This is a genomic window from Undibacterium sp. 5I2 (assembly GCF_035019605.1).
Lineage (GTDB): Bacteria > Pseudomonadota > Gammaproteobacteria > Burkholderiales > Burkholderiaceae_D > Undibacterium.
On sequence record NZ_JASJVS010000002.1, the window covers coordinates 114458 to 138552 of the forward strand.

25 protein-coding genes, 1 other RNA gene and 2 pseudogenes are annotated in these 24095 nt (G+C 54.2%); 24 read left to right on the forward strand and 4 right to left on the reverse strand.

Features of this window, described 5'->3' with window-relative positions:
* Nucleotides 1–164 precede the first annotated feature (164 nt).
* The 3 genes and pseudogenes from QN359_RS01440 to QN359_RS01450 form a co-directional block, all read left to right on the forward strand.
* Nucleotides 165–338, forward strand: a pseudogene (locus QN359_RS01440) (transposase); the annotation flags it as partial.
* A gap of 212 nt (nucleotides 339–550) precedes the next feature.
* Complete coding sequence (locus QN359_RS01445; RefSeq protein ID WP_322248034.1) at nucleotides 551–856, forward strand: type II toxin-antitoxin system HigB family toxin; 306 nt, start codon at nucleotides 551–553, stop codon at nucleotides 854–856.
* Between the two features lies 1 nt (nucleotide 857).
* Nucleotides 858–1211: pseudogene (locus tag QN359_RS01450) on the forward strand (helix-turn-helix domain-containing protein); the annotation flags it as partial.
* Between the two features lie 460 nt (nucleotides 1212–1671).
* On the opposite strand, the gene QN359_RS01455 reads toward QN359_RS01450, so the two are convergent.
* Both QN359_RS01455 and QN359_RS01460 read right to left on the reverse strand, forming a co-directional pair.
* On the reverse strand, nucleotides 1672–3066 hold the full coding sequence (locus tag QN359_RS01455; RefSeq protein WP_322248035.1) for a sensor histidine kinase: 1395 nt from the start codon (nucleotides 3064–3066) through the stop codon (nucleotides 1672–1674).
* A complete protein-coding gene (locus tag QN359_RS01460; protein ID WP_322248036.1) occupies nucleotides 3063–3725 on the reverse strand; it encodes a response regulator transcription factor in 663 nt (220 codons plus the stop codon). The genes QN359_RS01455 and QN359_RS01460 overlap by 4 nt, the downstream gene beginning before the upstream one ends.
* Before the next feature lie 327 nt (nucleotides 3726–4052).
* Here QN359_RS01460 and ribBA point away from each other — a divergent pair, with 327 nt between their 5' ends.
* The 4 genes from ribBA to QN359_RS01480 all read left to right on the forward strand — a co-directional run bounded on the left by ribBA (nucleotide 4053) and on the right by QN359_RS01480 (nucleotide 7581).
* The gene (ribBA, locus tag QN359_RS01465) at nucleotides 4053–5168 is read left to right on the forward strand and encodes a bifunctional 3,4-dihydroxy-2-butanone-4-phosphate synthase/GTP cyclohydrolase II (RefSeq protein WP_322248037.1); all 1116 of its coding nucleotides are present in this window, start codon (nucleotides 4053–4055) and stop codon (nucleotides 5166–5168) included.
* A 59-nt stretch (nucleotides 5169–5227) separates the two neighbouring features.
* A complete protein-coding gene (ribH, locus tag QN359_RS01470; protein WP_322248038.1) occupies nucleotides 5228–5725 on the forward strand; it encodes a 6,7-dimethyl-8-ribityllumazine synthase in 498 nt (165 codons plus the stop codon).
* A 104-nt stretch (nucleotides 5726–5829) separates the two neighbouring features.
* Nucleotides 5830–6294: a transcription antitermination factor NusB gene (gene nusB / locus QN359_RS01475; RefSeq protein ID WP_322248039.1), complete on the forward strand. Its 465-nt coding sequence runs from the start codon at nucleotides 5830–5832 to the stop codon at nucleotides 6292–6294.
* A gap of 123 nt (nucleotides 6295–6417) precedes the next feature.
* Nucleotides 6418–7581, forward strand: a complete 1164-nt coding sequence (locus QN359_RS01480; protein ID WP_322248040.1) for a pyridoxal phosphate-dependent aminotransferase — start codon at nucleotides 6418–6420, stop codon at nucleotides 7579–7581.
* 64 nt (nucleotides 7582–7645) lie between these two features.
* On the opposite strand, the gene QN359_RS01485 is transcribed toward QN359_RS01480, so the two are convergent.
* Nucleotides 7646–8539, reverse strand: coding sequence for a transglycosylase SLT domain-containing protein (locus tag QN359_RS01485; protein ID WP_416200182.1), 894 nt, complete (start codon nucleotides 8537–8539; stop codon nucleotides 7646–7648).
* Between the two features lie 483 nt (nucleotides 8540–9022).
* On the opposite strand from QN359_RS01485, the gene ubiD reads away from it, so the two are divergent.
* The 10 genes from ubiD to QN359_RS01535 all read left to right on the forward strand — a co-directional run bounded on the left by ubiD (nucleotide 9023) and on the right by QN359_RS01535 (nucleotide 17374).
* Nucleotides 9023–10507 (forward strand): 4-hydroxy-3-polyprenylbenzoate decarboxylase, encoded by a 1485-nt coding sequence (gene ubiD, locus QN359_RS01490; RefSeq protein WP_322248041.1) that lies wholly within the window; start codon nucleotides 9023–9025, stop codon nucleotides 10505–10507.
* Nucleotides 10508–10536: 29 nt separating this feature from the next.
* Complete coding sequence (locus QN359_RS01495; RefSeq protein WP_322248042.1) at nucleotides 10537–10932, forward strand: GFA family protein; 396 nt, start codon at nucleotides 10537–10539, stop codon at nucleotides 10930–10932.
* Between the two features lie 105 nt (nucleotides 10933–11037).
* An RNA gene (gene ffs, locus QN359_RS01500) (signal recognition particle sRNA small type) lies at nucleotides 11038–11136 on the forward strand.
* A 189-nt stretch (nucleotides 11137–11325) separates the two neighbouring features.
* Nucleotides 11326–11790: a cache domain-containing protein gene (locus QN359_RS01505; RefSeq protein ID WP_322248043.1), complete on the forward strand. Its 465-nt coding sequence runs from the start codon at nucleotides 11326–11328 to the stop codon at nucleotides 11788–11790.
* Between the two features lie 96 nt (nucleotides 11791–11886).
* Nucleotides 11887–12705: a potassium channel family protein gene (locus QN359_RS01510; RefSeq protein WP_322248044.1), complete on the forward strand. Its 819-nt coding sequence runs from the start codon at nucleotides 11887–11889 to the stop codon at nucleotides 12703–12705.
* Between the two features lie 160 nt (nucleotides 12706–12865).
* Nucleotides 12866–14968: a DNA polymerase III subunit gamma/tau gene (locus tag QN359_RS01515; protein WP_322248045.1), complete on the forward strand. Its 2103-nt coding sequence runs from the start codon at nucleotides 12866–12868 to the stop codon at nucleotides 14966–14968.
* Between the two features lie 70 nt (nucleotides 14969–15038).
* Complete coding sequence (locus QN359_RS01520; RefSeq protein ID WP_322248046.1) at nucleotides 15039–15365, forward strand: YbaB/EbfC family nucleoid-associated protein; 327 nt, start codon at nucleotides 15039–15041, stop codon at nucleotides 15363–15365.
* A gap of 2 nt (nucleotides 15366–15367) precedes the next feature.
* Nucleotides 15368–15964 (forward strand): recombination mediator RecR, encoded by a 597-nt coding sequence (gene recR, locus QN359_RS01525; RefSeq protein WP_322248047.1) that lies wholly within the window; start codon nucleotides 15368–15370, stop codon nucleotides 15962–15964.
* Between the two features lie 9 nt (nucleotides 15965–15973).
* On the forward strand, nucleotides 15974–17215 hold the full coding sequence (locus QN359_RS01530; RefSeq protein WP_322248048.1) for a CaiB/BaiF CoA-transferase family protein: 1242 nt from the start codon (nucleotides 15974–15976) through the stop codon (nucleotides 17213–17215).
* 12 nt (nucleotides 17216–17227) lie between these two features.
* Nucleotides 17228–17374: a hypothetical protein gene (locus QN359_RS01535; protein ID WP_322248049.1), complete on the forward strand. Its 147-nt coding sequence runs from the start codon at nucleotides 17228–17230 to the stop codon at nucleotides 17372–17374.
* Here the strand turns inward: QN359_RS01535 and QN359_RS01540 are convergent.
* Nucleotides 17358–17960: a MarC family protein gene (locus tag QN359_RS01540; RefSeq protein WP_322248050.1), complete on the reverse strand. Its 603-nt coding sequence runs from the start codon at nucleotides 17958–17960 to the stop codon at nucleotides 17358–17360. The two genes, QN359_RS01535 and QN359_RS01540, sit on opposite strands and share 17 nt — an antisense overlap.
* Before the next feature lie 302 nt (nucleotides 17961–18262).
* Between QN359_RS01540 and QN359_RS01545 the strand changes: the two genes are divergently transcribed.
* The 7 genes from QN359_RS01545 (at nucleotide 18263) to gspK (ending at nucleotide 24001) form a co-directional block, all read left to right on the forward strand.
* A complete protein-coding gene (locus QN359_RS01545) occupies nucleotides 18263–18451 on the forward strand; it encodes a DUF1289 domain-containing protein (RefSeq protein ID WP_322248051.1) in 189 nt (62 codons plus the stop codon).
* Between the two features lie 86 nt (nucleotides 18452–18537).
* Nucleotides 18538–20805 carry a xanthine dehydrogenase family protein molybdopterin-binding subunit gene (locus QN359_RS01550; RefSeq protein ID WP_322248052.1) on the forward strand — a complete coding sequence of 756 codons (2268 nt, stop codon included), beginning with the start codon at nucleotides 18538–18540 and terminating at the stop codon, nucleotides 20803–20805.
* Nucleotides 20806–20988: 183 nt separating this feature from the next.
* Nucleotides 20989–21447, forward strand: coding sequence for a type II secretion system major pseudopilin GspG (gspG, locus tag QN359_RS01555; protein WP_416200183.1), 459 nt, complete (start codon nucleotides 20989–20991; stop codon nucleotides 21445–21447).
* Nucleotides 21448–21456: 9 nt separating this feature from the next.
* Nucleotides 21457–21921, forward strand: a complete 465-nt coding sequence (locus QN359_RS01560) for a GspH/FimT family pseudopilin (RefSeq protein WP_322248053.1) — start codon at nucleotides 21457–21459, stop codon at nucleotides 21919–21921.
* A gap of 7 nt (nucleotides 21922–21928) precedes the next feature.
* Nucleotides 21929–22303: a type II secretion system minor pseudopilin GspI gene (gspI, locus tag QN359_RS01565; protein ID WP_322248054.1), complete on the forward strand. Its 375-nt coding sequence runs from the start codon at nucleotides 21929–21931 to the stop codon at nucleotides 22301–22303.
* Nucleotides 22293–22970, forward strand: a complete 678-nt coding sequence (locus tag QN359_RS01570) for a PulJ/GspJ family protein (RefSeq protein WP_322248055.1) — start codon at nucleotides 22293–22295, stop codon at nucleotides 22968–22970. Before gspI ends, QN359_RS01570 begins: the two co-directional genes overlap by 11 nt.
* Complete coding sequence (gspK, locus tag QN359_RS01575) at nucleotides 22970–24001, forward strand: type II secretion system minor pseudopilin GspK (protein WP_322248056.1); 1032 nt, start codon at nucleotides 22970–22972, stop codon at nucleotides 23999–24001. The genes QN359_RS01570 and gspK overlap by 1 nt, the downstream gene beginning before the upstream one ends.
* Nucleotides 24002–24095 lie beyond the last annotated feature (94 nt).

Sequence of the window (24095 nt, forward strand, 5' to 3'; positions counted from 1 at the left end):
TGCCACAATTTCTGGCATTTTCAGTTAAGCACGAACGCCGCTGGGTTCCTGCCAAAAGCGCGCAGGAATGACGTGGCCACCAGTTGGGGTAATGATACCGACTCAATACCCTTTTGCGACAGCCTCTGAAGGCCGGGGTTTCAAACCCTGGTCAGATTTTTGATGAAGACGGTAACGACGCCAATACGCTGCGTCACGACCCTATGTTCAAACTTGGTACAGCACGTTTACCATTCGATCAAGGTGCTGCATTGGCTTCCGGTGCAGCCATATCGCGCTTCGAACACGCCGCAAACCGCCGAGATATTTATCGCGTCAGCGAGGCACTGGTCGGACAAATTCACGTCTCCCAGTTTATCCAAAGCATTTTCTAAGTTATAGCCTGAAACGCTCGGTATCTGACAAGACTGTAGTGGCGCACACCGCCGGAGGCTTCTTATGTTCTTATGTTTTCCCTGATTGGTGAAACTGGTAAATTCATCAATTAGCAACGACTGCTATATATGGCAACAATTTGCGTAAGTCCCAAAATGGGACTACACTTAAGCCTATGAGAATATTTTCTAAAAATCAGCTTGTCGCTTTTTGGACGAATTGCCCAGATGCAGAGCAGCCACTGAAGGCATGGCATGCAGAAGTGGAACATGCCTCTTGGAAAACGCCGCAAGATATTAAAAATCAATACGCCAACGCTAGTTTTGTAGGCAATGATCGTGTTGTATTTAATATTAAAGGAAATTCCTATCGATTAATTACTTCCGTCGCGTACCAATTTGGTGCCGTCTACATTAAGTTTATTGGCACCCACGCGGAATACGATAAGGTGAATGCCGCAACTATAGAAATGAAGGTGTGATATGGAACTTAAAATACTGAGAACCAGTGGAGAGTACAAAACCGCATTAAGCGAAGTTTCGGCTTTTTTTGATGACCAACCAATTCCAGGCACACCTGACGGGGATCGTTTCGAAATTCTCATGATGCTCGTTGAGCGTTATGAGCAGGAGCATTATCCAATTGCTCCGCCAGATCCTATTGAGGCCATTAAATTTAGAATGGACCAACAAGGAAAAACCCCAAAAGATTTGGCTCCTATGATTGGCAATACAAGTCGTGTATATGAAGTTATGGCCCGTAGCAGAACGTTAACTTTACGCATGATTCGAAACTTAAACGCTGGCATGAATATCCCTGCTGATGTATTAATTCGCGACATGGGTGTGACAGCGAAAGCTCCACTTAAGCGTGTAACAACGAAAGGCCCACTTCAGGGTGTAACTGCTAAGAAAAGCGTCGCCTCTAAGAAAGGCGTTAATGTCCGCAAATGAAATGAGCAGTTCGAGATTACGTCAAGCAACTGTCAAGTGCTTGTTTTGCTGGTGATAGTTGGATAAAGCAACGGTAACAGATAGGATTGAAAATCCTTGTGTCGGTGGTTCGATTCCGCCCCGGGCCACCAAGATTAAGAGTGAGGCCAGCACTGGTACGGCAGCCGATACATGATCGTGATCGCAATTCGGCTTGCAATATTTTCCGTCGCCGACGTGCGCTTCCCTGGCAGTTGGGGTAATGTTATCGACTGACAAGCCTTTTGTATTTGATCGCCATAGCTTGCCCGTTCACCCATCAACACCTCAGTACGTATGCGTGGACCAATGCGCCAATATTGCTCTAATCTTTTTGGCGCGGAAACAGCACCGCAAACAGGGTGCCGCCGCCGGCCGCATCAGCAATGCTGATGTGGGCATTATGATCTTTGACGATGTCGGCGACGATGGCTAAGCCTATGCCATTGCCACTGACTTTGTTCTGACTGCTTTCGTTGATGCGGTAATGGCGTTGAAAAACCAGTGCGCGTTCGGCTTCGGGTATGCCGGGCCCATTGTCTTCGACCGAGAAAATCACGGCATCGGCGCGCGTTTCGGTGCTGACTGTGACGATGCCGCCGGCTTGGGTGTAACTGAGGGCATTGTCGATCAGGTTTTCAATCAAATCGCGCAGCAAGAAGGCATCGGCAAAGATCGTGGCGGCTTGCAGATTGAAGCCGAGGTCGATGTGTTTACGATCGGCTGCCGCTAAAAAATTGGGCATGCAATCGGTGACGATGAGTTCGAGCGAAAGCGCTTCGAGGCGGTTTTTTTCAAACTTGCTCGGCTCGGCTCTGGCTAAGGCGAGTAATTGATTGGTTTGACGAATCATGCGTTCGGTCGACATCATCATCAGCGCGACCGAGCGAGCGGTATGCGTTTCATCGGCATATTTCTCTTGCAACCATTCGATTTGGGCTTTCAGCCCGGCTAAGGGTGTGCGCAATTGGTGCGCGATGTTGGCTAGAAATTCTTGCTGGGCATGGCTGCCGATTTCGATTTTTCTCAATAAACGGTTAATCGCGCTGACGACCGGACTGAGTTCGAGCGCGGTTTCTTGTACCGGCAAGGCAGACAATTCATCGAAATTGCGCGCATTGAGATCGGTCTGAATATTTTTCAGCGGCAGTAAGCCTTTGGTTACCGCCATCCACGCCACGCCGAGCAAAAAAATCGTCAACAAACCCTCGATGAGCATGAGTGCCGTGATGATGCGCGCTTGAATCGCATTGCGTTTTTTCAGGGTTTCGGCAGCCTGTATCAGTATCGTCTGGTCGCCGATGGTAAAGCTGATATTGACGATGCGAATTTCTTCGCCACGCATCTTGCCATTGAAGAAATGCGGCTCTCGCAGTGTCGGCGGTGGTGGCAGCAGCGGGAAGTCACGGTCGCCGGCGAGGGTGGCCTGGTGACTGTCACGAATGGCGAAGTAAATCGTATTGTAGTGGTCGAAGCGCAGTACTTGTTCGACCGGCGAGGGCAGATCAACTCGGATTTGCTGGTCTGGCTCTTGCGTGAGGCGTGTGCCGAGCACCCAGCAGGTATCGGCCAGGCTTTGATCAAAGGCGATCTGGGCCGGGGTCCACGCCAACCAGTACACCAAGCCACCACCGATCATATTGACCAGTAACAGCGGCGCGATCAACCATTTCAACAAGCTGCGGCGAATACTGGTTTGGCCTTGTGTGGCGTTACTCATTGTTGTTCTTCCAGCATATAGCCGAAACCGCGAATGGTACGGATGATGACGCCGGCTTGGTGCAACTTGATACGCAGGCGTGAGACATAGACTTCAATGGCATTGACGCTGAGGTCTTCGCCGTGCTGCAGAATGGCGTCGATGATTTGCTGTTTCGAGACCACGCGCGACTCTTGTTTGAGCAAGTATTCGAGCAGGGTCCATTCGCGCACCGATAAATCGATGGGCTGAGCGTTGACGCAGACGCGCTTGCTGGCCGGGTCCAGCGTGAGTTGGCCGAGGCGAATTTCGGCTGCTACCGGGGCGCTGCGGCGTACCAGCGCCTTGAGGCGCGCCACCAATTCCAGGGTGGAAAATGGTTTGACCAGATAATCGTCGGCACCGAGTTCAAAGCCTTGCACGCGATCGAGGATGGCATCGCGCGCGGTCAGTAATAATACCGGTATGGCACCGTGGCGGCGCACTTGGCGCAGTACTTCAAAGCCGTCGATGTCGGGTAAGCCGAGGTCGAGTACCAGCACTGAGTATTTCTGATGCGTGGCATGGAACACGGCGTCGCGGCCGGTATGCACGACGTCGACCAGCATGCCTTGTTCACGCAGCATGTGTGAGACGCCTTCGGCCAGAACTGTATCGTCTTCCACTAATAAAATATGCATGATGTCTGGCGCCGCCCGCGCTCTTGATTGAAGTGAATGGGCGCAGTATAAATGAGAAGGGCGCGGCCGCGCCGAGAATCGGCGTTAATTGAATTATTAAATACACCATAAAACACTGTTAACTGCTGTGCTGACGGTGTAAATGAGGGCAATTTGCCGAGCGTGGCGGTCAAATTATTAAAAAGCGCAGCAATTACTGAGAAAGCGCAGGAACAGTCTGTGGAAATCCTTTAAAATAGCGGATTCATTCATATGCAGCTGGTGGCATCGCGCGCCGTGTACGCAGATTCATCGAGCGCCGCAGCTGGCCCACCTCAGGATACCCCTATGAGCATGTCTACTACCCTTGAAATCGTCGCCGAATTGCGCGCCGGTCGAATGGTGATCTTAGTCGATGAAGAAGACCGTGAAAATGAGGGCGACCTCATCATGGCGGCCGAATTCGTCACCGCCGAAGCAATCAATTTCATGGCTAAATTCGGTCGCGGCTTGGTGTGCCTTACCTTGACCGAAGAACGCTGCGACGAACTCAATCTGGCCATGATGACGAGCCGTAACGGTACCTCGTATGGCACCAATTTCACCGTCTCGATTGAAGCGGCCGAAGGCGTGACGACCGGGATTTCAGCCGCCGACCGCGCGCGTACCGTGCAAGTGGCGGTGAATAAAAAAATGGGTGCCAATGATATCGTGCAGCCCGGTCATATTTTTCCACTCAAGGCCCAAAAGGGCGGGGTGTTGATGCGCGCCGGTCATACCGAAGCCGGTTGTGATTTGGCCGAGTTGGCCGGTTTGACCCCGGCTGCCGTGATTTGCGAAATCATGAAAGACGATGGCACGATGGCGCGTTTGCCGGATTTGATCGAATTCGCCCGTTTGCATGAGCTGAAAATCGGTAGCATTGCCGATCTGATTCATTATCGCAGCCAAACCGAGAGCATCGTTGAGCGTATCGCTGAACGCGATATGCATACCGTGCACGGCAGTTTCAAAGCCATTGTGTATCGCGATAAGCCTAGCGGTTCGGCCCATTTGGCGCTGGTACACGGCACCCCAGTGGCGCACGAGCCTGCGTTGGTGCGCGTGCATCAACCGGTCTCGATTCTCGATTTACTCGAAAGCCGCGCGACCACGCACTCCTGGAATCTGGCCGCGGCCATGCAGGCGATTCAGGCGGCACCGACTGGTGTGATTGTGCTGATCAATTGCGAAGAAACGGCGCAGCAAATGTTTGATCAGTTCAGTGCCTTGAATACGCCTGAATCGCGGCCGGCCGGCCGTGCCGCGCGTATGGATTTGCGCACTTACGGTATCGGTGCGCAGATTCTTAAAGATGTCGGCGTCGGTAAGATGACTTTGCTGGCCAATCCGCGCAAAATGCCGTCGATGACCGGTTTTAATTTGGAAGTGCTCGGCTACCTCGACAAACCGCACGCTCACTGAGTGCAGCACACGGTATTTTCAACCCCATTATTGCGCGCTGCGGCGCGGGAAAGATGATCATGACAGTCGGACATTACGAATCCAATCTTGACGGTGCAGGCGTACGTATCGGCATCGTGCAAGCACGTTTCAACGAAAGCGTCGGGCATGGCTTGCTGACGGCTTGTTTGGCCGAGCTGAGCCGACTCGGCGTATTGAATGAAGATATTTTGCACGTAACGGTGCCAGGTGCGCTGGAAGTGCCATTGGCCTTGCAAAAGCTGGCCTTGACTAATCAATTTGATGCGCTCATCGCGCTTGGTGCCGTTATTCGTGGCGAAACCTATCATTTTGAGTTGGTCTCGAATGAATCCGGCGCCGGCATTACTCGAGTCGGTCTCGATACCGGACTGCCGATTGCCAATGCGATTCTGACGACCGAAAATGATGAGCAGGCAGCAGTGCGCATGCAAGAAAAAGGTGCTGATGCAGCCCGGGTTGCCGTGGAAATGGCAAACTTGACGCTGGCATTGGAAGATTTGGCCGAAGCCACGGAAGACGTCGGTTACGACGCCTGATCACGGGTCGGCAGTACAGGAAGTGCGCCACAGATGGCCGGCCGGCGCGCCATTCGCGCGTCTGCTGCAAGCAGCGCTTCTTAAAGTGAAAGCAAGAGAAAAAAATGAATAGTAAAACCCAACAACACGCCAATCCCAGTAAAAGCCGTTCGCCGCGCCATCGTGCCCGCGAATTCGCGCTGCAGGGTTTATACCAATGGCTGCTTAATAATGAAGATTCCGGTGTCATCGATGCGCATATTCGTCAAGCGCATGGTTTTGACAAGGCCGATCGCGAACATTTTGATGTCTTGCTACACGGCGCGATCAATGATTCGGTTTCTTTGCGCGAAGAGTTTGCCGGTCTGATCGATCGCAGCGTCAAAGAATTGTCGCCGATTGAGCATGCCGCTTTGCTCATCGGTACCTATGAGCTGAAAAACCATATTGAAATTCCATATCGCGTGGTCATCAATGAAGCGGTCGAGTTGACTAAGTCATTCGGCGGTATCGATGGCCATAAGTATGTCAACGGTGTGCTTGATAAGCTCGCTGCCAAGTTGCGCCCGACTGAGGTTGCGGCGAAATAAGGGCAGTACGGTCGGCTTCGGGTCGCTCACGCCGCCTTTCCTGTGATCGGGAACAGGCGGTTTTTTTCATTCCGCCTCAAGCGCAGGCAGTGAATTTCCACTTTCCTCTATTTAAGTACTGATATGACCACACCACTCGCCGCACGTTTGAGCGACATCGCACCGTTTCACGTCATGGAATTGATGAAAATGGCCGCAGCCCTGGAAGCTGAAGGTCGCCACCTGATTCATATGGGGATAGGCGAGCCTGATTTTACGGCGCCGCCGGCGGTGGTAGCGGCCGGGGTGAAGGCGATGACTGATGGTCGCTTGCAGTATACCTCGGCACTCGGGATTCCGGCCTTGCGCGCGGCGATCGCCGCCCATTACCAGGCGCAGTACGGCGTGGCGGTAGCGGCCGAGCGCATCATCGTCACAGCCGGTGCCTCAGCGGCGTTGTTGCTGGCGGCCGCGGCGCTGGTCGAGGTGAGGGCAGAAGTGCTGATGCCCGATCCTTGCTACCCGTGCAATCGGCATTTTGTCGCGGCTTTCGATGGGCGTGCCAAGCTGGTTCCCTGTGGGCCGCAGCAGCACTTTCAGCTCAGCGATGAGATGGTGCGACAGCACTGGAGTGATGCCACCGGCGGCGTGGTGCTGGCTTCGCCGTCGAATCCTACCGGTAACTCGATTGATGCGCAGGAACTGAGTAAGATCATCACCACGGTGCGGGAGCGCGGCGGCTTTACGATAGTCGATGAAATTTACCAGGGTTTATCTTACGACCGTGCGCCATTTACTGCCTTGGCGCTGGCCGATGATGTGATTGTCATTAACAGCTTCAGTAAGTACTTCAACATGACCGGTTGGCGGCTAGGCTGGCTGGTGGTGCCAGCGAACTTGGTCGGTGAGTTTGAAAAGCTGGCGCAAAACCTTTTCATTTGTCCAAGCTCGGTGGCCCAGCATGCAGCCTTGGCCTGTTTTGAACCGGCCACACTGGCTGTGTATGAAGAACGCAAAGCAGAATTCAAGCGTCGTCGTGATTACATCGTGCCAGCCTTGCGTGAACTTGGCTTCGGTATTCCGGTGATGCCGGACGGGGCTTTCTATGTGTATGCCGATTGTTCGCCGTTTTGCGACGATGCCGATGTGTTTGCCAAGCAGGTGCTCAATCAAGCTGGGGTGGTGATTGTGCCGGGTCTTGATTTCGGACCGGCGACAGCAGCCCGCTATGTGCGTTTTTCATATGCCAACAGTATGGAAAATTTACACGAGGCGGTGGCGCGACTGAAAGCGTTTTTACAGCGCTGAAATAGCAAAGCGCCACTGTTGGCGATAACAGTGGCGCTTTGCTGTGCTTGCTTTGGCTTCTCTATCAGAGTGCCGCGACTTGTGCTTCCGTTTTGAGTGTGGCTTCGTGGATTTCTTGTTTGATTATCGGCGTCACTTCTGCCGCACGTGCTGGCGGGTTGGTAAACACGGTTGGTACATTTTTGCCAGCCGATACATCTTTGAGGCGTTTGTATTCGGTCAGAACGCGCGCGCCATAGCCGGAATCGTTATCAAAGGCGCCAGCACCGACATACAATTTCAAGCCCGCTTCGACTGAGCCGGTGCGTGCCACGTAGTCTTTGAGAATTAAGGCACCGACTTTGATATTGGCAACCGGATTCAAGGCTGCTTTCACGCCACCCATCTCCTCAAATTTTTCTTGATGAATTTTCGACATGACTTGCATCAAGCCTTGGGCGCCGACCGGACTCTCCGCAAACGGGTTGAGGCCCGATTCGATTGCCATGACGGATAAAATCAACAGCGGGTCGAGTTTGATCTCTTTGGCAGTCAGGTAAGCGGCCGACACCAGCATATTGGTGGCATCGCTGGCGACACGGTAACGTTTCGACAGCCAATTGGTGACCCATTGTTGTTGTCGTTGATTGCCGAGTAATTTCGCTTCTTCCTCGCTCATGCCGGCAGTCGCTACCGTGCCGGGCGCAGCCATCAGTTGCGCCAGGCTAGGCGGGACGACTTCTGTATCGGCGAGCTGTTCGGGCTCGGCGTAAGGAGACAAATTTTTGAATTTGTCAGCCAGTTCCGGCTTGAGGTACATCAGCGCCAACATCGTGATGGCGCAGACACCGGCGATGGTAAGCAGGTGACGCATGGTGCTAAGGAAGCCACTGGTGGCATCGCGTGCTACGGTTGACAGCGCAATGCGCTTGTCGGTACTGCTATGTACTTGTAGTGCTAAAATAAAACGTTGAATCATGTTACCTCCTGAATCTTCGCGGTGGCACCGACCTCAATAACTGGTATGGTGCAATATGTCTTTGCCGCGAATCAGAAACATCGCCCTCCCTCGCAAGTCGCGAGTGGAAAGCGCCGGAGCGGTTTATCGATGAGTCCGTCGGACTCGGTTCTGGAGCGTCCAGTGATAAACCGCTGTTTTCGGGTAAGGCTGACGCCTTTTGAAAACCATCCTTACAATGTTGTGTGTGGGGCCCGATCCCCGTGAATGATGTGAATGCCGGTGGCCTTGGCAAATTGATATAGAAGCCGGCTCACCCTGACGATTACATCAAGTTGGGCGAATTGTAGGGGGGGTTTTATATCGAGTCAATACTATCAAAATTGTTTTCTATAACTTTTACATCTAATGACTTCTGCTATATTGTAGCAAAAATCAATAAAATCAAGTACTTAGCGAATTTAGCTGAAAAACTGCTTCAGACTGACAAAAAAGCGAAAAAAGATGAAATATGCAGATTTAAGAGATTTTATTTCTCAATTACAACAAAAAGATGAATTAAAACAAATAGATATCCAAATTTCTCCGCATTTGGAGATGACGGAAATCTGTGATCGGACTTTGCGTGCTGGCGGACCTGCCTTGCTGTTCAATCGTCCGACTGCGCATTCGATACCCGTATTGGCGAATTTATTCGGCACGCCGCGTCGGGTCGCGCTTGGTATGGGCGCGGATGACGTCAGTGAATTGCGTCAGATTGGTCATTTGCTGTCGGCGCTCAAAGAGCCGGAACCACCCAAAGGTTTCAAAGATATGCTCGGTATGGGCAGTTTGATCAAGGCGGTCTGGGATATGGCCCCGAAAGAAGTGCGCGGGGCGAAATGTCATGACGTTGTGTGGGAGGGAAATGATGTCGATCTGGCGCGTTTGCCGATACAGCATTGCTGGCCAGGCGATATTGCGCCGCTCATTACCTGGGGTTTGGTGATTACCAAGGGTCCGAATAAAAAACGCCAGAATCTCGGTATTTATCGGCAGCAGGTGTTGGGTCGTAATAAGGTGATCATGCGCTGGTTGTCGCATCGCGGTGGTGCGCTCGATTTTCGCGAGCATTGCATCGTCAATAAGGGGCAACCATATCCTATCGCCGTCGCGCTCGGTGCCGATCCGGCCACCATCCTCGGTGCCGTCACGCCGGTGCCGGACAGTTTGTCGGAATACCAGTTCGCCGGTCTTTTGCGTGGCAGTCGCACCGAATTGGTCAAGGCCATTGGTAGTGAGTTGCGCGTGCCGGCTTCGGCTGAGATCGTGTTGGAAGGGCATATCTATCCCGATGAAACGCATGCCAGCGGTTACGAGCATGCGCTCGAAGGGCCGTATGGCGACCATACCGGCTACTATAATGAGCAAGACTGGTTTCCGGTGTTTACCATCGATCGCATCACGATGCGGCGCGAGCCGATTTATCATTCGACCTATACTGGTAAGCCACCCGATGAGCCGGCCGTGCTGGGGGTGGCCTTGAATGAAGTCTTCATTCCCTTGTTGCAAAAACAGTTCAGCGAGATCACTGATTTCTATTTGCCGCCGGAAGCCTGCAGCTATCGCATGGCGATTGTGCAGATGAAAAAATCCTATGCCGGGCATGCTAAGCGCGTGATGTTCGGAGTCTGGAGTTTTCTGCGTCAGTTCATGTATACCAAGTTCATCGTGGTGGTTGATGAGGATGTCAATATTCGCGATTGGAAGGAAGTGATCTGGGCCATCACTACCCGCGTCGATCCGCTGCGTGATACCACCTTGGTCGATAATACGCCGATTGATTATCTCGATTTTGCTTCGCCGATCAGCGGCTTGGGCAGTAAGATGGGGATCGATGCGACCAATAAGTGGCCGGGCGAAACGACGCGCGAATGGGGTACGACGATTGCCATGAGTGCCGAGGTCAAGTTGCGTGTCGATACACTTTGGCAGGAGCTAGGTATTTAGCATTCTGTCGGATAATCGGAGGAGGGGCGATGCTGCAGACTTATCATGGTAGTTGCCATTGCGGTGCGCTGCGGTTTCGGGCGCAGATCGATTTGAGCCAAGGTAGTGTGCAGTGTAATTGCAGTATTTGTACAAAACTGCGTTGGTGGGCGGTGATTGTCCCAATGGAGCGGTTTCAATTGTTGTCGGGCAGTGCGCAGCAAAGCGTGTATACCTTTCACCGGCATGTTGAGCAGCATTATTTTTGCGCCGTCTGTGGCATCCATCCTTATTTGCGTGGGCAGTCGCCGCGTTGGGGTGCTTTCATCGCCGTGAATGTAGCCTGCCTCGATGATCTCGATCCTGTCGCCTTGAGTGTACTGGCCATCACCGAGCTCGATGGCCGCAATGACTGTTGGGAGGCGGCCCCGTCTCGAACGGCTTAGTTGCTCGGTGGCGAACGGTGGCGCTCAGTGGCAGTCGCTAAGCCGCTTCGATTTAATCTGCGCGTCCCTTGCGGGGCAGGTTGGAAAGGCGCTATAATGGCGGCTGGCGGGCCCCTGCGCATTGCGGATTGGCCAATCTGGTCAGGTCGGGAACGAAGCAGCCACAGTCATCTCCCGCAAGTGCCGCAGATCAGGCTCGCCAACTTTTCATTCGATCTCTTTCTCCTTTCCTCTGCTTGATTTTCTTTCCGCCTATGCTTGCATGGCGCGATTCGCTGTACCTATATGTGCTACATAACATCAAATTGCATCGTTGCTGATTTTTTTTCGGTCGCTCTCTGGCATACTTCACTGGTTACTAAACAGTAACTAATAAAAACGAGGAGACCGACAATGTTTACATTACGTAGAAACTTCATGGCCTTAGCGCTGCTCACGCTCGTCGGCTTGAGTGTGGCGCACGCCGATGAGCTTCGTGGTACGACGGAGCAAGCGCAGGCCATGGTCAAAAAAGGCTTGGCCGCCATTAAAGAAAATGGTGCTGAGCAGGCATTTGCAAAATTTTCTGATGTCAGTAACAAAGAATTCCATGATCGCGACTTGTATTTGTTTGTCTACGATCTCAATGGCGTGAACTTAAGTCATGGAAATAACTCCAAGATGCAGGGTAAAAATCTGATCGATTTGAAAGTCGGAGATAAATTCATCATCAAAGACATGGTTGCCGTCGTCAGCAGTAAAGGGAGTGGCTGGGTTGATTATCGCTGGCCGAATCCGGTTACCAAGGCACTCGAGTTGAAATCGGCTTATGTGGAAAAGCATGATCACTATTTTGTCGGTTGCGGCGCATATAAGTAAAGTGTGCTCGCGTCACGCACACTGATCTTGATCTGGCTCAAGATCAGTGTCTCGGGAAATGATGAAAATAGTTTTTTTAAAAACTGAGAGCAGACTGTGAAGCGGCAAAAGCGTAGCCCGGTAAGTGGTATTTATCCACTGACACAACAATTTCTCAGTTATCTTTCACGGCCTTTACTCTTGCTCGGCTTGCTGATCTCGATCCCGGCGTTTTATTTGCTGCTCGATGGTGCTGATGCCCTATTGCAAGTAACCGGTCGCCTCGCCTATGTGGTGGTGGCGCTGATGATGGGCGTCGATACGTTCTGGCAATGGCATAGGAATAAGCGGCAGCGCCGGCAAAGCGGCAAGATGGCGCTTGATGTGTTGATTATCATCGGTTGTCTGGTCAGCGCTTGGCCGACTGTAACTGTCTGGGGTACCGTCGAGTGGTTGTTGCGACTGGCCTTGTGTGGCGCGATACTATTGCGCATTGCTACCTTGGTATTGCAGCATATGAAGCCTAGTTATCTGGTGCAGATGATGGGCTTGGCGATACTCATGCTCAGTTCCGCCGGAGCGGGGTTTTACTGGCTTGAGCCGAATGTCACCAGTTATGCCAATGGGGTTTGGTTGGCTTTCACGACGGTGGCAACGGTTGGGTATGGCGATATCGTCCCTTCGACGCCGGCGTCGAAAATTTTTGCGGTATTCATCGTCTTGTTTGGCTATGCGATGTTTTCTATTGTCACGGCCAATATCGCCGCCTTGTTTGTCGGTGAGGAAGAGGCGGATTTTGAGCGCGAGTTACATCAAGATATCCGTGCGCTGCGCCGCGAGCTCGGTAGCTTGCGCGAAGAGTTGCGCAGCCGGGATGCGCTGTTGCTGCGGCTGGAGCAGGCGCAGCAGGCACAGCAGGCTGTGTCGCCAGATTAAGTTCGCTGCCCGCTTGATTCTTCGCGCATGCCGTCCAATCCTTGTATGATGTCAGCGTTTCGCTCCGGGGGACGGTGTTGCGCGCCGCTGGCGCAGAGATATTTACTATTTCCATCACGCCCAGTGTTTTTTCGCTTTCCGAATAGGGTAAAATCTCACGATGTCTTATCAAGTTCTCGCCCGAAAATATCGCCCTAAAAGCTTTCAAACGCTGGTAGGGCAAGAGCACGTGGTACGTGCCTTAACTCATGCGCTTGAGCAGCAGCGGCTGCATCACGCCTATTTATTCACTGGAACACGCGGGGTAGGGAAAACCACACTCTCGCGCATACTTGCCAAATCTTTTAATTGTGAGCAGGGCATCACCGCCAATCCTTGCGGTGTGTGCGATGCTTGCACGGCCATCGATGCCGGTCGCTTTGTTGATTACATAGAAATGGATGCCGCGTCCAATCGCGGCGTTGATGAGATGGCTGCCTTGCTGGAACAGGCGATTTATGCGCCGTCGAATGCCCGTTTCAAAGTGTATATGATCGATGAAGTACATATGCTGACCAATCATGCGTTCAATGCCATGCTGAAAACGCTGGAAGAGCCGCCGGCGCATGTGAAATTCATCCTTGCTACCACCGATCCGCAAAAAATTCCGGTTACGGTGCTGTCGCGTTGTTTGCAGTTCAATCTCAAACAAATGCCGCCGGCGCAGATTATCAGTCATCTCGATAATATTCTCGGTCAGGAACAGATTGCCTTCGAAGTGCCGGCCTTGCGTTTGTTAGCGCAGGGTGCGCAGGGCTCGATGCGCGATGCCTTGTCCTTGACCGATCAGGCGATTGCCTATGCGGCCGGTAAAGTAACGCTCGAAGCCGTGCAGGGTATGTTGGGTGCGCTCGATCAATCCTACCTGATCCGTGTGCTTGATGCCTTGGTCAGTGGCGATGGTAAGACTATGCTCGATATCGCCGATGAGATGGCAGCGCGCAGCTTGTCGTATAAATCGGCGCTGCAAGATCTCGGCACTTTGCTGCATCAGGTCGCCGTGGCACAGATGGTGCCGACGGCGATTGCCGATGATTTACCCGAGCGTGAGCAAGTTTTGCGTTTGGCTGGCTTATTAGCGGCCGATCAGGTGCAGTTGTATTACCAGATTGCCGTGCATGGACGGAATGAGTTGGCGCTGGCACCGGATGAATATGCCGGTTTTTCCATGTGCTTGCTACGCATGCTGGCATTTCGTCCGCTCGATGCCGCGGCAGAACAGAGTGCTGCCCGTGTAGCGCCATCGGCCGCTGCCGCTGCACTGCCATCGGCGGCGCCGCCGGTACGGTCGCGCGCCACCGCACCGGCCGCGCCGCCGGCGGCGGCACTGGCAGTGCCAGCGGTGACGGCCAGCGTCATGCCGGCCAGCGAGGTTGGCAGTAAGCCGATGAGTCCGGCACTGGCTGCGTTGGCAGCGGCCCGCGCCGGTAGTAATAAACACGCGCCTGGCCGCAGTGCGGCTGCAGCAGCGCCGGCAGCGCTGATGCCGGCGGCGCCGGCGAGTCGCACTAAGGCTGCGGCAGTGCTGCCTCGCACTGCTCCAAGCAATGCGGCGACCGATGCGCCGATCAGCGCGGCAGCGGCTCCAGCACAGGCACCGGCAGCAACGGCCGGTTTTGTGCCCGACATGCAGGCCGTCGGTATGGATGATATGCCGCCACCCTGGGATGAGGCGGTGTTTGAGGTCGCACCAGTGGTCGCGCCGGCCGTGCCGGACGCGGCGCCTTCAGTGATTGCAGTCAGTGTGCCAGTGGCAGCCGCAGCGGTCGCGCCGGCACTACCGGCGCTGGCAGTCGCCGGTGCCGATCGCATTTTGTGGCAAGGTCCGGTGCCAGCGCTGGGATGGGATGGCGATTGGCCGGTATTGGCTGCCAGTTTGCCGGTACGTGGCGTGGCGCAGCAGTTGGCGCAGCAAAGTGAGCTGATTCACTGCTCGCAAGATGGCAATGCTTTCGTGTTTGCCTTGCGGGTCCCGCTCAGTACCTTGTTGTCCTCCGGGAGTGGTGATAAATTGTCGGCGGCTTTGTCGGAACGCTTCGGTCAAATTGTTCGTGTTGAAGCGAAAATCGGTGCCGTTGAATTGACTGCCAATACACAAGCCGTGGCTGCGCGCGAAGTGCGCCAGCAGTTTGCTGAAACAGCGATGCAAAATGACAGCTTTGTGCAAACTTTAATACGCGAATTCGGTGCCGCCATCGTGACTGGCAGCGTACGGCCGGTTTGACCGCCGTCATCGTAGCGTACCGCAATATTTGATTCCTATTGTATAGATAACGTTTTTTGGAGAAACCATTATGATGAAAAACCAACTCGCAGGCTTGATGAAGCAAGCGCAAGCGATGCAAGATAATATGAAAAAAGCCCAAGATCAGTTGGCCTTGGTGGAAGTTGAAGGACAAGCTGGTGCCGGTTTGGTGAAGGTCCTGATGACATGTAAGAATGATGTCAAGCGCGTTAGCATCGATCCATCTTTGTTCGGTGACGATAAAGATATGATAGAAGATTTGGTGGCGGCGGCATTCAATGATGCAGTGCGTAAGGCGGAAGCGACGTCGCAGGAAAAAATGTCCGGTCTGACAGCTGGCATGCCTTTGCCGCCTGGTTTTAAAATGCCATTCTGATCGTGAAGCAAGTCGGCAGCCTTGAGCAGCTAGCAGAAGCATTGCGGCGCTTGCCCGGCATCGGGCCCAAATCGGCGCAGCGCATGGCTTACCATTTGCTGCAGCATGACCGCGCCGCCGCCAGCGGTCTTGGTCATGCACTGCTCAATGCCGTCGACCGTATCGCCCACTGCAGTTCGTGTAATACCTTCACCGAAACGGCGCTGTGCGAGACCTGTGCCGATAGCAGTCGCGACCGTAGCTTGTTGTGCGTGGTCGAAACGCCGTCGGATCAAATGATGATCGAGCAGACGCTCACCTATCGTGGTCTGTATTTTGTCTTGATGGGACGGTTGTCGCCGCTCGATGGGATCGGCCCGAAAGAGTTGCATCTCGAGAAGTTATTGGTGCGAGCACTCGATGAGGTCGTTACCGAGGTGGTGTTGGCCACTAATTTTACCAATGAAGGCGAGGCGACCGCGCATTACATCAGCGAAACGCTCAAGGCGCGCGGTTTGCGCGTGAGTCGGTTGGCGCGCGGTGTGCCGGTCGGTGGCGAACTCGAATATGTTGATGCAGGGACCATCGCTCGCGCCATGCTGGATCGGCGTCATACCTGATAATTTGTGATGAAAAAAACTTCGGCCGGCCCGCTGGCGGGCATCAAAGTACTGGAACTTGGCACCCTGATCGCCGGGCCGTTTTGCGCGCGGATGTTGGCGGAATTTGGTGCCGAAGTGATCAAAATCGAGTCGCCCGAAGGGGGTGACCCCTTGCGTCAATGGCGCGTGCTCAAAGATGGTACTTCGCTCTGGTGGAGTGTGCAGGCGCGGAATAAAAAGAGTCTCACGCTTAACCTGAAGACTGTCCAAGGTCAGGAAATCGCCCGTCGTTTGGCCTTGGAAGCCGATATCATCATTGAAAATTATCGTCCCGGGGTGGTGGAAAAATGGCAGCTCGATTACGCTTCGCTGCAGGCGCTGAATCCTTCCATCATCATGGTGCGTTTGTCCGGTTACGGACAAACTGGGCCGATGCGCGATTTACCCGGCTTTGGCGCGATCGCGGAAGCCATGGGTGGTTTGCGCTATGTGTCGGGCCATCCCGATCGCCCGCCGGTGCGGGTTGGCATCTCGATCGGTGACTCGGTGGCGGCCTTGCACGGCGTGATCGGGGCCATGCTGGCCCTCCGCCATCGTGATGTCAGCGGTGGTCGCTGGAACGGCCAATCCGGTGCTGCCGCACGCGGTGGTGCTGGGCAGATGGTCGATGTGGCGCTGTATGAATCAGTGTTTAATTTGATGGAATCACTGGTGCCGGAGTTTGATGTCGCCGGCGTGGTGCGCGAGCGTACCGGTGGTGCTCTGCCAGGTATCGTACCATCGAATACCTATACCACGCGCGATGGTGAAAATCTGGTTATTGCCGGTAATGGCGATGCGATTTTTCACCGCCTCATGTTGGCCATAGGGCGTGCCGATCTCGCGCATGATACGGCTTTACAGCGCAATGATGGCCGAGTTCCGCGCACGGCCGAAATCGATGCCGCCATTCAGGCTTGGTGTGGGCATCTCGATATCGATCAAGCCTTGCAAATCATGCGCCACGCAGAAGTACCGGTAGGAAAAATTTATTCGGTGCGCGACATGATGAGTGATCCGCAATTTCTGGCGCGTGATATGTTTGAACAGCATCAGTTTGCCGATGGCAGTGGTGTCAAGTTGCCGGCGGTGTCGCCCAAGATGTCGCTCACGCCCGGGCAAACTCGCTGGTTGGGGCCGCGCTTGGGTGAACATACGCATCAGGTATTGACTGAACTCGGTTACAGTGCTGCCGACATCGAACAATTTGAAAAACAACAGCTTGTGTAGCGAAAGCGAATAATGAACCGTCAATTCTTCAAGCAATTTTTCATCGCCCTGGTGTTGTTTGTGCTCGGTTACCTGACTTTTAATGGCAAATTATTTGCGGCCGAAGCGGCGTTGGTCGCGCCGCTGGCCGCGTCTGCCACTGTCAGTGGAGGGTTTTGATATACTCGCGTATCCCGGCCAGCAGCATTTCTATCGACATCGCCGCCAGAATCAAGCCCATCAAACGTTCGAATGCCGTCATCACGCGTGCGCCCAATACTTGTTGCATGCGTTCTGCACTGAGCAAGACCACCAGCCATACCACCGCCACCGCCGTCAAGGCACCAAGATGAACGATAATTTCTTGCTTGTTATCAGAAGAAAATAATAATACCGTGGCCAGCGCCGAAGGGCCGGCCAGGGCTGGAATGGCGAGTGGCACGATGAATGGTTCGTGATCTTCTTCGGTCTCACCGAAGATTCCCCCTTCTTGGGGAAACACCATGCGCAAGGCGATCAGAAACAGGATGACGCCACCGCCTATGCGTATTGATACTTCCGAAAGCTGCAGCGCGGTGAGGAAGTTTTTCCCGAAAAACATGAATAGCAACAGCAAGATGAAGGCGATCGCGCATTCGCGTACGATCACGCGCCAGCGGCGTGCCGGCGCGACATGTGACAGGGCGCTGACAAAAATCGGGACATTTCCGAATGGGTCGGTTACCAAGATGAGCAAGATCAGAGTTTGAAAGAAATCGTGGGCCATGAAAGCAATTTTCTAAAATATCACCGGTTGTCAGAGAGACTGGTGCTCGCTGGCGGTAAGATCGCCGATGTGTTGTGGTAAGGGCTGTCGCGCGGCTTCTCGCGGCATGCATTGTGATCAGGCGTGGCCGTCATTTTGCTGCCCAATGGCGTTGCCTGTCAATGTAGATGGAAGTAATCATGCGTGCCGGGCAGGGGTATTGTAGGTAAGCACTAAACAGATATGTTGAAATTGGCGCTATGATAGTGTTTGCCCGCCGGTTTTGCATGGGCGTTTTTTCTTGATTGGGGACGTGCTTGACGATGAATCAGAGTAAGACTAGGCCGGATACGCCGTGTGTGGCCGTATGTTCGACGACGTTTGATGACGTGTGCCGTGGTTGCGGTCGGACGGTCGCTGAGGTGGCGGATTGGGTGTTTATGAACCAAGCCCAGAAAGATGCGGTGTGGGAACGCATTTTGGCGCAGGGTTTTCCCCGTAGAAATACTTAAAATTCCAGTCGCCGCAAGCAGTTGTGGCGCTGTTGCGAACGTCCGCAGCCTGGGGACGCGCCAATATTAATAACGGAGACCAGACAATGACAACAAAGACCAAACCAGGGCGCCGCCGTTTTATCCTCGGAGGCTTGGCCGCAGCCGGCGCGCTGGTGGTCGCTTGGGGTGTGTTGCCGCCACGCGCACGGCTCAATGGCAGCCATCCGCTGCCTTTGGAGCAGGGTGAAGTGGCGCTCAATGGCTGGATTAAAATTGCCGCCGATGGAAGTGTGACCGTCGCCATGCACAAGAGTGAAATGGGGCAGGGCATACATACCGCCCTGCAGATGTTGGTGGCGGAAGAGCTCGATGTGCCGATGGCGCAGGTGCGCACGATGGCTGCGCCCATCGATAAAATTTACGGCAATATGGCGATGCTGGCCGACGGTTTGCCATTTCACCCCGATGATGAGGGGAGCATCAAACATGTGGCGCGCTGGCTGACTTTAAAAACGGCGCGCGAACTCGGTCTGCAAGTCACGGGTGGTTCGTCGAGCGTGAAAGATGCGTGGTTGCCGCTGCGTGAAGCCGGCGCCACCGCACGCGCCATGCTGGTCGCCGCTGCCGCTAAAATTTGGGGCATCGCACCCGAGCAGTGTCACACTGCGGCCGGTATTGTCAGTGACGGTGCGGCGCGCAGCCTCAGTTACGGCCAGTTGGCCGCAGCTGCGGTAGCCAGCCAACCTGGGCGTATTGTGCTTAAACAGCCGGCGCAGTTTCGCTTGATCGGCCAAGCGCAGCCACGCACCGACAGTGCGGCCAAAGTTGATGGTAGTGCCCGTTACGGTATCGATGCTCAGCCTGAGCACTGCTTGTTCGCGGCCCTGAAATTAAGTCCGACCATCGGTGGCACGCTGCGCCGAGTCGATGCGGCAGCGGCGCTGGCATTGCCGGGTGTCACGCATGTCGTCGATTTTTCGCGCACGCTGGATGCGCGCTCGGTGGCTGGGGTAGCCGTGATTGCAAAAACTTATTGGACCGCCAAAAAAGCCTTGGCCTCTTTGGTGTTGGAGTGGGATGGCGGCGCGCACGCGCAGTTGTCGAGCGCCGCCGTATTTGCCGAACTCTCTGAGGCACTCGATAAGCAAAGTGGGTTTGCGTATTATGAGCGTGGCGATGCCGCTGCCGTCTTGGCTGGCACCGATCCGGCGCGCGTACTGCAGGCACAATATCGCGCACCGTTTTTGGCGCACGCCACCATGGAGCCGATGAATTGCACGGCCTGCCTGAAAGACGGACGACTCGATCTGTGGGTGTCGACGCAAGTGCCGAGTATTGCCGTCGATGTCGCTGCCAAGGCCGCTGGCATCGCCGCCGAGCAGGTGCATTTGCATATGAGCTTTCTTGGTGGTGGTTTCGGTCGTCGCTTGGAAATCGACATGGTGTTGCAAGCGGTAGCCTTGGCGCGCGAAACAGCCGGCTTGCCAGTCAAGCTAGTGTGGAGTCGGGAAGACGATACGACGCACGATATGTATCGCCCGGCCGCGCTGGCGCGCTTTCGCGCGGCCGTCGATGCGCAGGGTAATATTCTTGCCTACGATAATAAATCGGCTTCCGGTTCGGTGACGCAGCAAGTGTTAGCGCGCACCTTCGGCTTGCCCGGTGCCGGTCCTGACAAGACGACGGCAGAGGGTGAATTCGATATGCCGTATCAAATTGAAAACCAAAAAATTGCTCATGTGATCGTGCCTAGCGCCGTGCCCATCGGTTACTGGCGTTCGGTCGGTCATTCGCATAATGCGTTTTTTAAAGAAAGTTTCATCGATGAGTTGGCCCATCAGGCCGGCCGCACGCCGCTGGAATTTCGTCGTCGCTTACTCAGTCATCATCCGCGTCACCGCGCCGTGCTCGATGCGGCCGTGGCGAAGGCTGGCGTGGCTGCACCGGGGCGCGCCCACGGCTTGGCCTTACATCAGTCATTCGGCACTATCGTCGCGCAAGTCGCTGAAGTATCGATTCAAGACGGTGCCATTCGCGTGCATAAGGTGGTGTGCGCGGTCGATTGCGGTATCGCGGTCAACCCGAATATCATCAATCAGCAGATGGAGTCGGCCATTATTTTCGGCTTGAGCGCGGCTTTGTATGGCGAAATCACCTTGCGTGATGGTCGGGTCGAGCAGAGTAATTTTAACGACTATCCGGTATTAAGAATGAACGAAGTACCGAATATTGAGGTTATCATCATTGCCAGTGCAGAAGCACCGGAAGGGATAGGTGAGCCTGGTGTGCCGCCGATTGCTCCGGCCGTGGCCAATGCCATCTTTAATCTCAATGGCCAGCGTTTGCGCAGCTTGCCCTTGCGCTTGAGTTGAATGTTGTTGCAAAGTGTAATAAAACCGGACTTTAGAAGAGTAATTCTAAAGAATGCGATTCGAATGACTCTGACGCGAATTTTTTGAATTATTTATTCGCGCGAGGGTCAGGATGTCATGTTCCCGTTTTATACTGCGTTTCGCCAGCAGCCCTCATGCGACTTTACTTACCGATAGAAATTTATGTTGAATCTCAAAACCATGCCCGTCTATTCCAAACCGCAGCGCGCGCGCGGCTTCACGCTCATTGAAATTATGGTGGTGGTGGTGATCATGGGTATCTTGGCTGCCTTGGTGGTGCCGAAGTTAATGGGCCGTACCGACGATGCCCGCATCGTCGCGGCCAAACAGGATATTTCCACCCTCATGCAAGCCTTGAAATTGTATCGCCTCGATAATCAACGCTACCCGAGCACCGAGCAAGGCTTATCTGCCTTGATCGCGAAACCGACTTCGGGGCCGGCTGCGAATGGCTGGAAAAGCGGTGGGTATATTGATAAATTGCCGAAAGATCCATGGGGTAACGCCTATCAGTATTTGTCGCCAGGGATTAAGGGCGATGTCGATATCTTCTCGCTCGGGGCCGATGGTCAGCCCGGTGGCGTTGGCAATGATGCCGACATCGGCTCGTGGGAATTGTAAGTTAGCCGCATGAAGCAAACAGGCGTACAACGCGGCTTTACTCTGCTCGAATTATTGGTCGTGATGGTGATCGCCGGGCTCATGCTCGGTGCGGTCAGTTTCAATGCCATTCCGGGGCAGCAACAGCGTTTGGAAAACGATGCCAAACGCATCGCCTTGCTGCTGCAATTGGCGCGTGATGAAGCGATACTGCGCAATTTGCCGGTGGCGTTTGAGGCGGACCAACAAGGCTACCGTTTTTTGTTGCGCCAAGACCGCGTCTGGTCGCCATTAAAAGACGATATGCTGCGTGAACGTGAGTTTTCCTTCGCGCCGGTGAGCTTGACGATGGAGCCGATGCTGACTCAGGGGCCGCAAATTCGGGTAGTGTTCGGCCGTGAACCGGTCGATAAGCCGTTTGTGCTGAGCTTGAAGGTGCCGGAAGCTAGTGTGCGTATCATCGCCGATGGTATCGGTCATTTTTCGGTCGAATAACATGCGTATGCAGCTTTCTCATTCCCGTGGTTTTACCTTGCTCGAAGTCTTGGTCGCACTGGTCATTGTCGGCACCGCTTTGGGCGCGAGCCTGCGTGCGGTCGGCAGTTTGACGCAGAACAGCGGCGACCTGCGGGTATCGCTGATGGCGACGTGGTCGGCGGAAAATCGACTGTCGCAAATTCGCTTGGCCAATGAGTGGCCAGATGTCGGCGAGCGCAGTTTTGAATGTCCTCAGGCCGACTTGCAGCTGCAGTGCGCTGAAAAAGTGATTGCCACACCTAACCCATCATTCCGCCGGATCGAAGTGTCGGTATCCGAGACGGCGCGACCGGAGCGGCGCATCATCAAACTCACGCAGGTGGTGCCGAATGCTTTGTAAACAGCAGCGGCCGGCTTTTGAGCGTGGTTTCACCCTGATCGAGTTACTGGTCGCCATCACGATTTTGGCGATTATTGCGGTACTTGGCTGGCGCGGACTCGATAGCATCGTGCGCGCGCGCCTGAGTTTGAACGCCGAAATGGAGCAAACACGGGCAATTCAGCTCAGTTTCGCGCAGATGGAAAGTGATTGCGCACATCTGGCCGATGAAACCATGCTGCTCGGTCACAGTGTACTGACCGCCAGCGGCGACAAGCTCAGTTTGATACGCTCGGTGAACAACGAAAATGAGCCCGGCCAATTTCAAGTAGTCAATTACCGAGTGGCTGATGGAAAATTGACCCGACGCGAATTGCCACCTAGCCGGGAAATTGCGGTTATTTTAGATGAATGGCAAAGTTTTGCTGATGATACAAGTGGACAAACTGGCATCGAATTGCAAAGCAATGTACAGTCATTTGCATTGCGCACGTGGAGGCAGGGTGACAATGCCTGGCAAATCAATGGCGCGGCGCTGACCACGGCGGCATCGAAGGTGGCCAACGATGTGCTGGTACAAGCTGGTGTTACCACCAAAGTGGCGAAGTTGGCCGGTTTGGAAGTCAGTCTGCAGGTACAGGGTGCCAATGCACCGATGCGAAAAGTTTTTTTACTTGGAGCAAATTGATGAGTCGGTATGCACTTAACTGCCGGCCGCGCAGCAAGCAAAGCGGTGTCGCCATCGTCACTGCTTTGTTGTTGACCACCTTGGCCATCACGATCGTTACTAGCCTGTTTTGGCAACAGCAAGTGCAGGTGCGTTCGATTGAAAATCAGCGCATGCAATTGCAAAAAAAATGGATTATGCGCGGTGCCATCGATTGGTCGCGCTTGATTTTGCGCGAAGATGCCCGCCATTCGGGCAAGGTCGATCATCTCGGGGAGCCTTGGTCGGTCAAGCTGGAAGAAACTCGGCTCGATCAATATGTCGAAGAAGGGCGCGATGCCGACAATAGTGACGCCACCTTGTCGGGGCAAATCGTCGATGCGCAGGCTGCCTATAACCTCAATAACCTGGCCAGCGCCGGGGTGGTGAATATAGCCGAAGTTGCCGTGTTCGGGCGTTTGCTGCAAAATTTGCAATTGCCAGCCGATGGCGCAGCGGCGGCGGCACAGGCGGTGGCGGCGACGCAGTCTAAAGCCGCGGCGGTGAATACTACGGTGGCGGCCAGTGGCACGGCGCAAACTGCCACCACTACCGCGTCTGCCAGTAGTGCTGACAGCGCGAGTACTGCAGTACAATTTGTGCCGTTTGCACGGATAGAAGATTTACTGGTCGTGCCCGGCTTTAATACGGAAATGCTGGAGAAATTGCGCCCCTATGTGACCGTATTGCCACGTCGCAGCAGCTTGACTACGGTGAATTTGAACACGGCACCGGCAGAACTGTTGTCGGCCAGAATAATCGGCCTCAGTATGGGCGATGCAGCCTTGCTGCTTGCCAGTCGAGAAACGGCGTATTTCAAGGATTTTGCCGATTTTCAAAATCGTTTCTCGGAAAAGAGTAAGCAAATCACGAGTAAGGAAGTCGATGTCTGGACCAGCTATTTCGTGGTCAATGGCAAAGTCAAGATGCAGCGCTCGACGCTCGATGTCAGCGCCTTGGTGGAACGGGCCGGGGATGGCACGACGACGGTGTTGGCCGTGCGGGAAAATTAAATGACTATGCGAAAAATATCGCCGCGCGAACATTCAGTGCAATTGAGTGCTCGCGCTGCTGACAAGGGATACCAACCGATGCCGCAGTTTGGAA

What these genes read in the sequence shown, in the direction of transcription:
- QN359_RS01445 (WP_322248034.1), top strand. Translation starts at nt 551, where the DNA reads ATGAGAATATTTTCTAAAAATCAGCTTGTCGCTTTTTGGACGAATTGC.
- QN359_RS01455 (WP_322248035.1), bottom strand. Translation starts at nt 3,066, where the DNA reads ATGAGTAACGCCACACAAGGCCAAACCAGTATTCGCCGCAGCTTGTTG.
- QN359_RS01460 (WP_322248036.1), bottom strand. Translation starts at nt 3,725, where the DNA reads ATGCATATTTTATTAGTGGAAGACGATACAGTTCTGGCCGAAGGCGTC.
- ribBA (WP_322248037.1), top strand. Translation starts at nt 4,053, where the DNA reads ATGAGCATGTCTACTACCCTTGAAATCGTCGCCGAATTGCGCGCCGGT.
- ribH (WP_322248038.1), top strand. Translation starts at nt 5,228, where the DNA reads ATGACAGTCGGACATTACGAATCCAATCTTGACGGTGCAGGCGTACGT.
- nusB (WP_322248039.1), top strand. Translation starts at nt 5,830, where the DNA reads ATGAATAGTAAAACCCAACAACACGCCAATCCCAGTAAAAGCCGTTCG.
- QN359_RS01480 (WP_322248040.1), top strand. Translation starts at nt 6,418, where the DNA reads ATGACCACACCACTCGCCGCACGTTTGAGCGACATCGCACCGTTTCAC.
- QN359_RS01485 (WP_416200182.1), bottom strand. Translation starts at nt 8,539, where the DNA reads ATGATTCAACGTTTTATTTTAGCACTACAAGTACATAGCAGTACCGAC.
- ubiD (WP_322248041.1), top strand. Translation starts at nt 9,023, where the DNA reads ATGAAATATGCAGATTTAAGAGATTTTATTTCTCAATTACAACAAAAA.
- QN359_RS01495 (WP_322248042.1), top strand. Translation starts at nt 10,537, where the DNA reads ATGCTGCAGACTTATCATGGTAGTTGCCATTGCGGTGCGCTGCGGTTT.
- QN359_RS01505 (WP_322248043.1), top strand. Translation starts at nt 11,326, where the DNA reads ATGTTTACATTACGTAGAAACTTCATGGCCTTAGCGCTGCTCACGCTC.
- QN359_RS01515 (WP_322248045.1), top strand. Translation starts at nt 12,866, where the DNA reads ATGTCTTATCAAGTTCTCGCCCGAAAATATCGCCCTAAAAGCTTTCAA.
- QN359_RS01520 (WP_322248046.1), top strand. Translation starts at nt 15,039, where the DNA reads ATGATGAAAAACCAACTCGCAGGCTTGATGAAGCAAGCGCAAGCGATG.
- QN359_RS01530 (WP_322248048.1), top strand. Translation starts at nt 15,974, where the DNA reads ATGAAAAAAACTTCGGCCGGCCCGCTGGCGGGCATCAAAGTACTGGAA.
- QN359_RS01535 (WP_322248049.1), top strand. Translation starts at nt 17,228, where the DNA reads ATGAACCGTCAATTCTTCAAGCAATTTTTCATCGCCCTGGTGTTGTTT.
- QN359_RS01540 (WP_322248050.1), bottom strand. Translation starts at nt 17,960, where the DNA reads ATGGCCCACGATTTCTTTCAAACTCTGATCTTGCTCATCTTGGTAACC.
- QN359_RS01545 (WP_322248051.1), top strand. Translation starts at nt 18,263, where the DNA reads ATGAATCAGAGTAAGACTAGGCCGGATACGCCGTGTGTGGCCGTATGT.
- QN359_RS01550 (WP_322248052.1), top strand. Translation starts at nt 18,538, where the DNA reads ATGACAACAAAGACCAAACCAGGGCGCCGCCGTTTTATCCTCGGAGGC.
- gspG (WP_416200183.1), top strand. Translation starts at nt 20,989, where the DNA reads ATGTTGAATCTCAAAACCATGCCCGTCTATTCCAAACCGCAGCGCGCG.
- QN359_RS01560 (WP_322248053.1), top strand. Translation starts at nt 21,457, where the DNA reads ATGAAGCAAACAGGCGTACAACGCGGCTTTACTCTGCTCGAATTATTG.
- gspI (WP_322248054.1), top strand. Translation starts at nt 21,929, where the DNA reads ATGCAGCTTTCTCATTCCCGTGGTTTTACCTTGCTCGAAGTCTTGGTC.
- QN359_RS01570 (WP_322248055.1), top strand. Translation starts at nt 22,293, where the DNA reads ATGCTTTGTAAACAGCAGCGGCCGGCTTTTGAGCGTGGTTTCACCCTG.
- gspK (WP_322248056.1), top strand. Translation starts at nt 22,970, where the DNA reads ATGAGTCGGTATGCACTTAACTGCCGGCCGCGCAGCAAGCAAAGCGGT.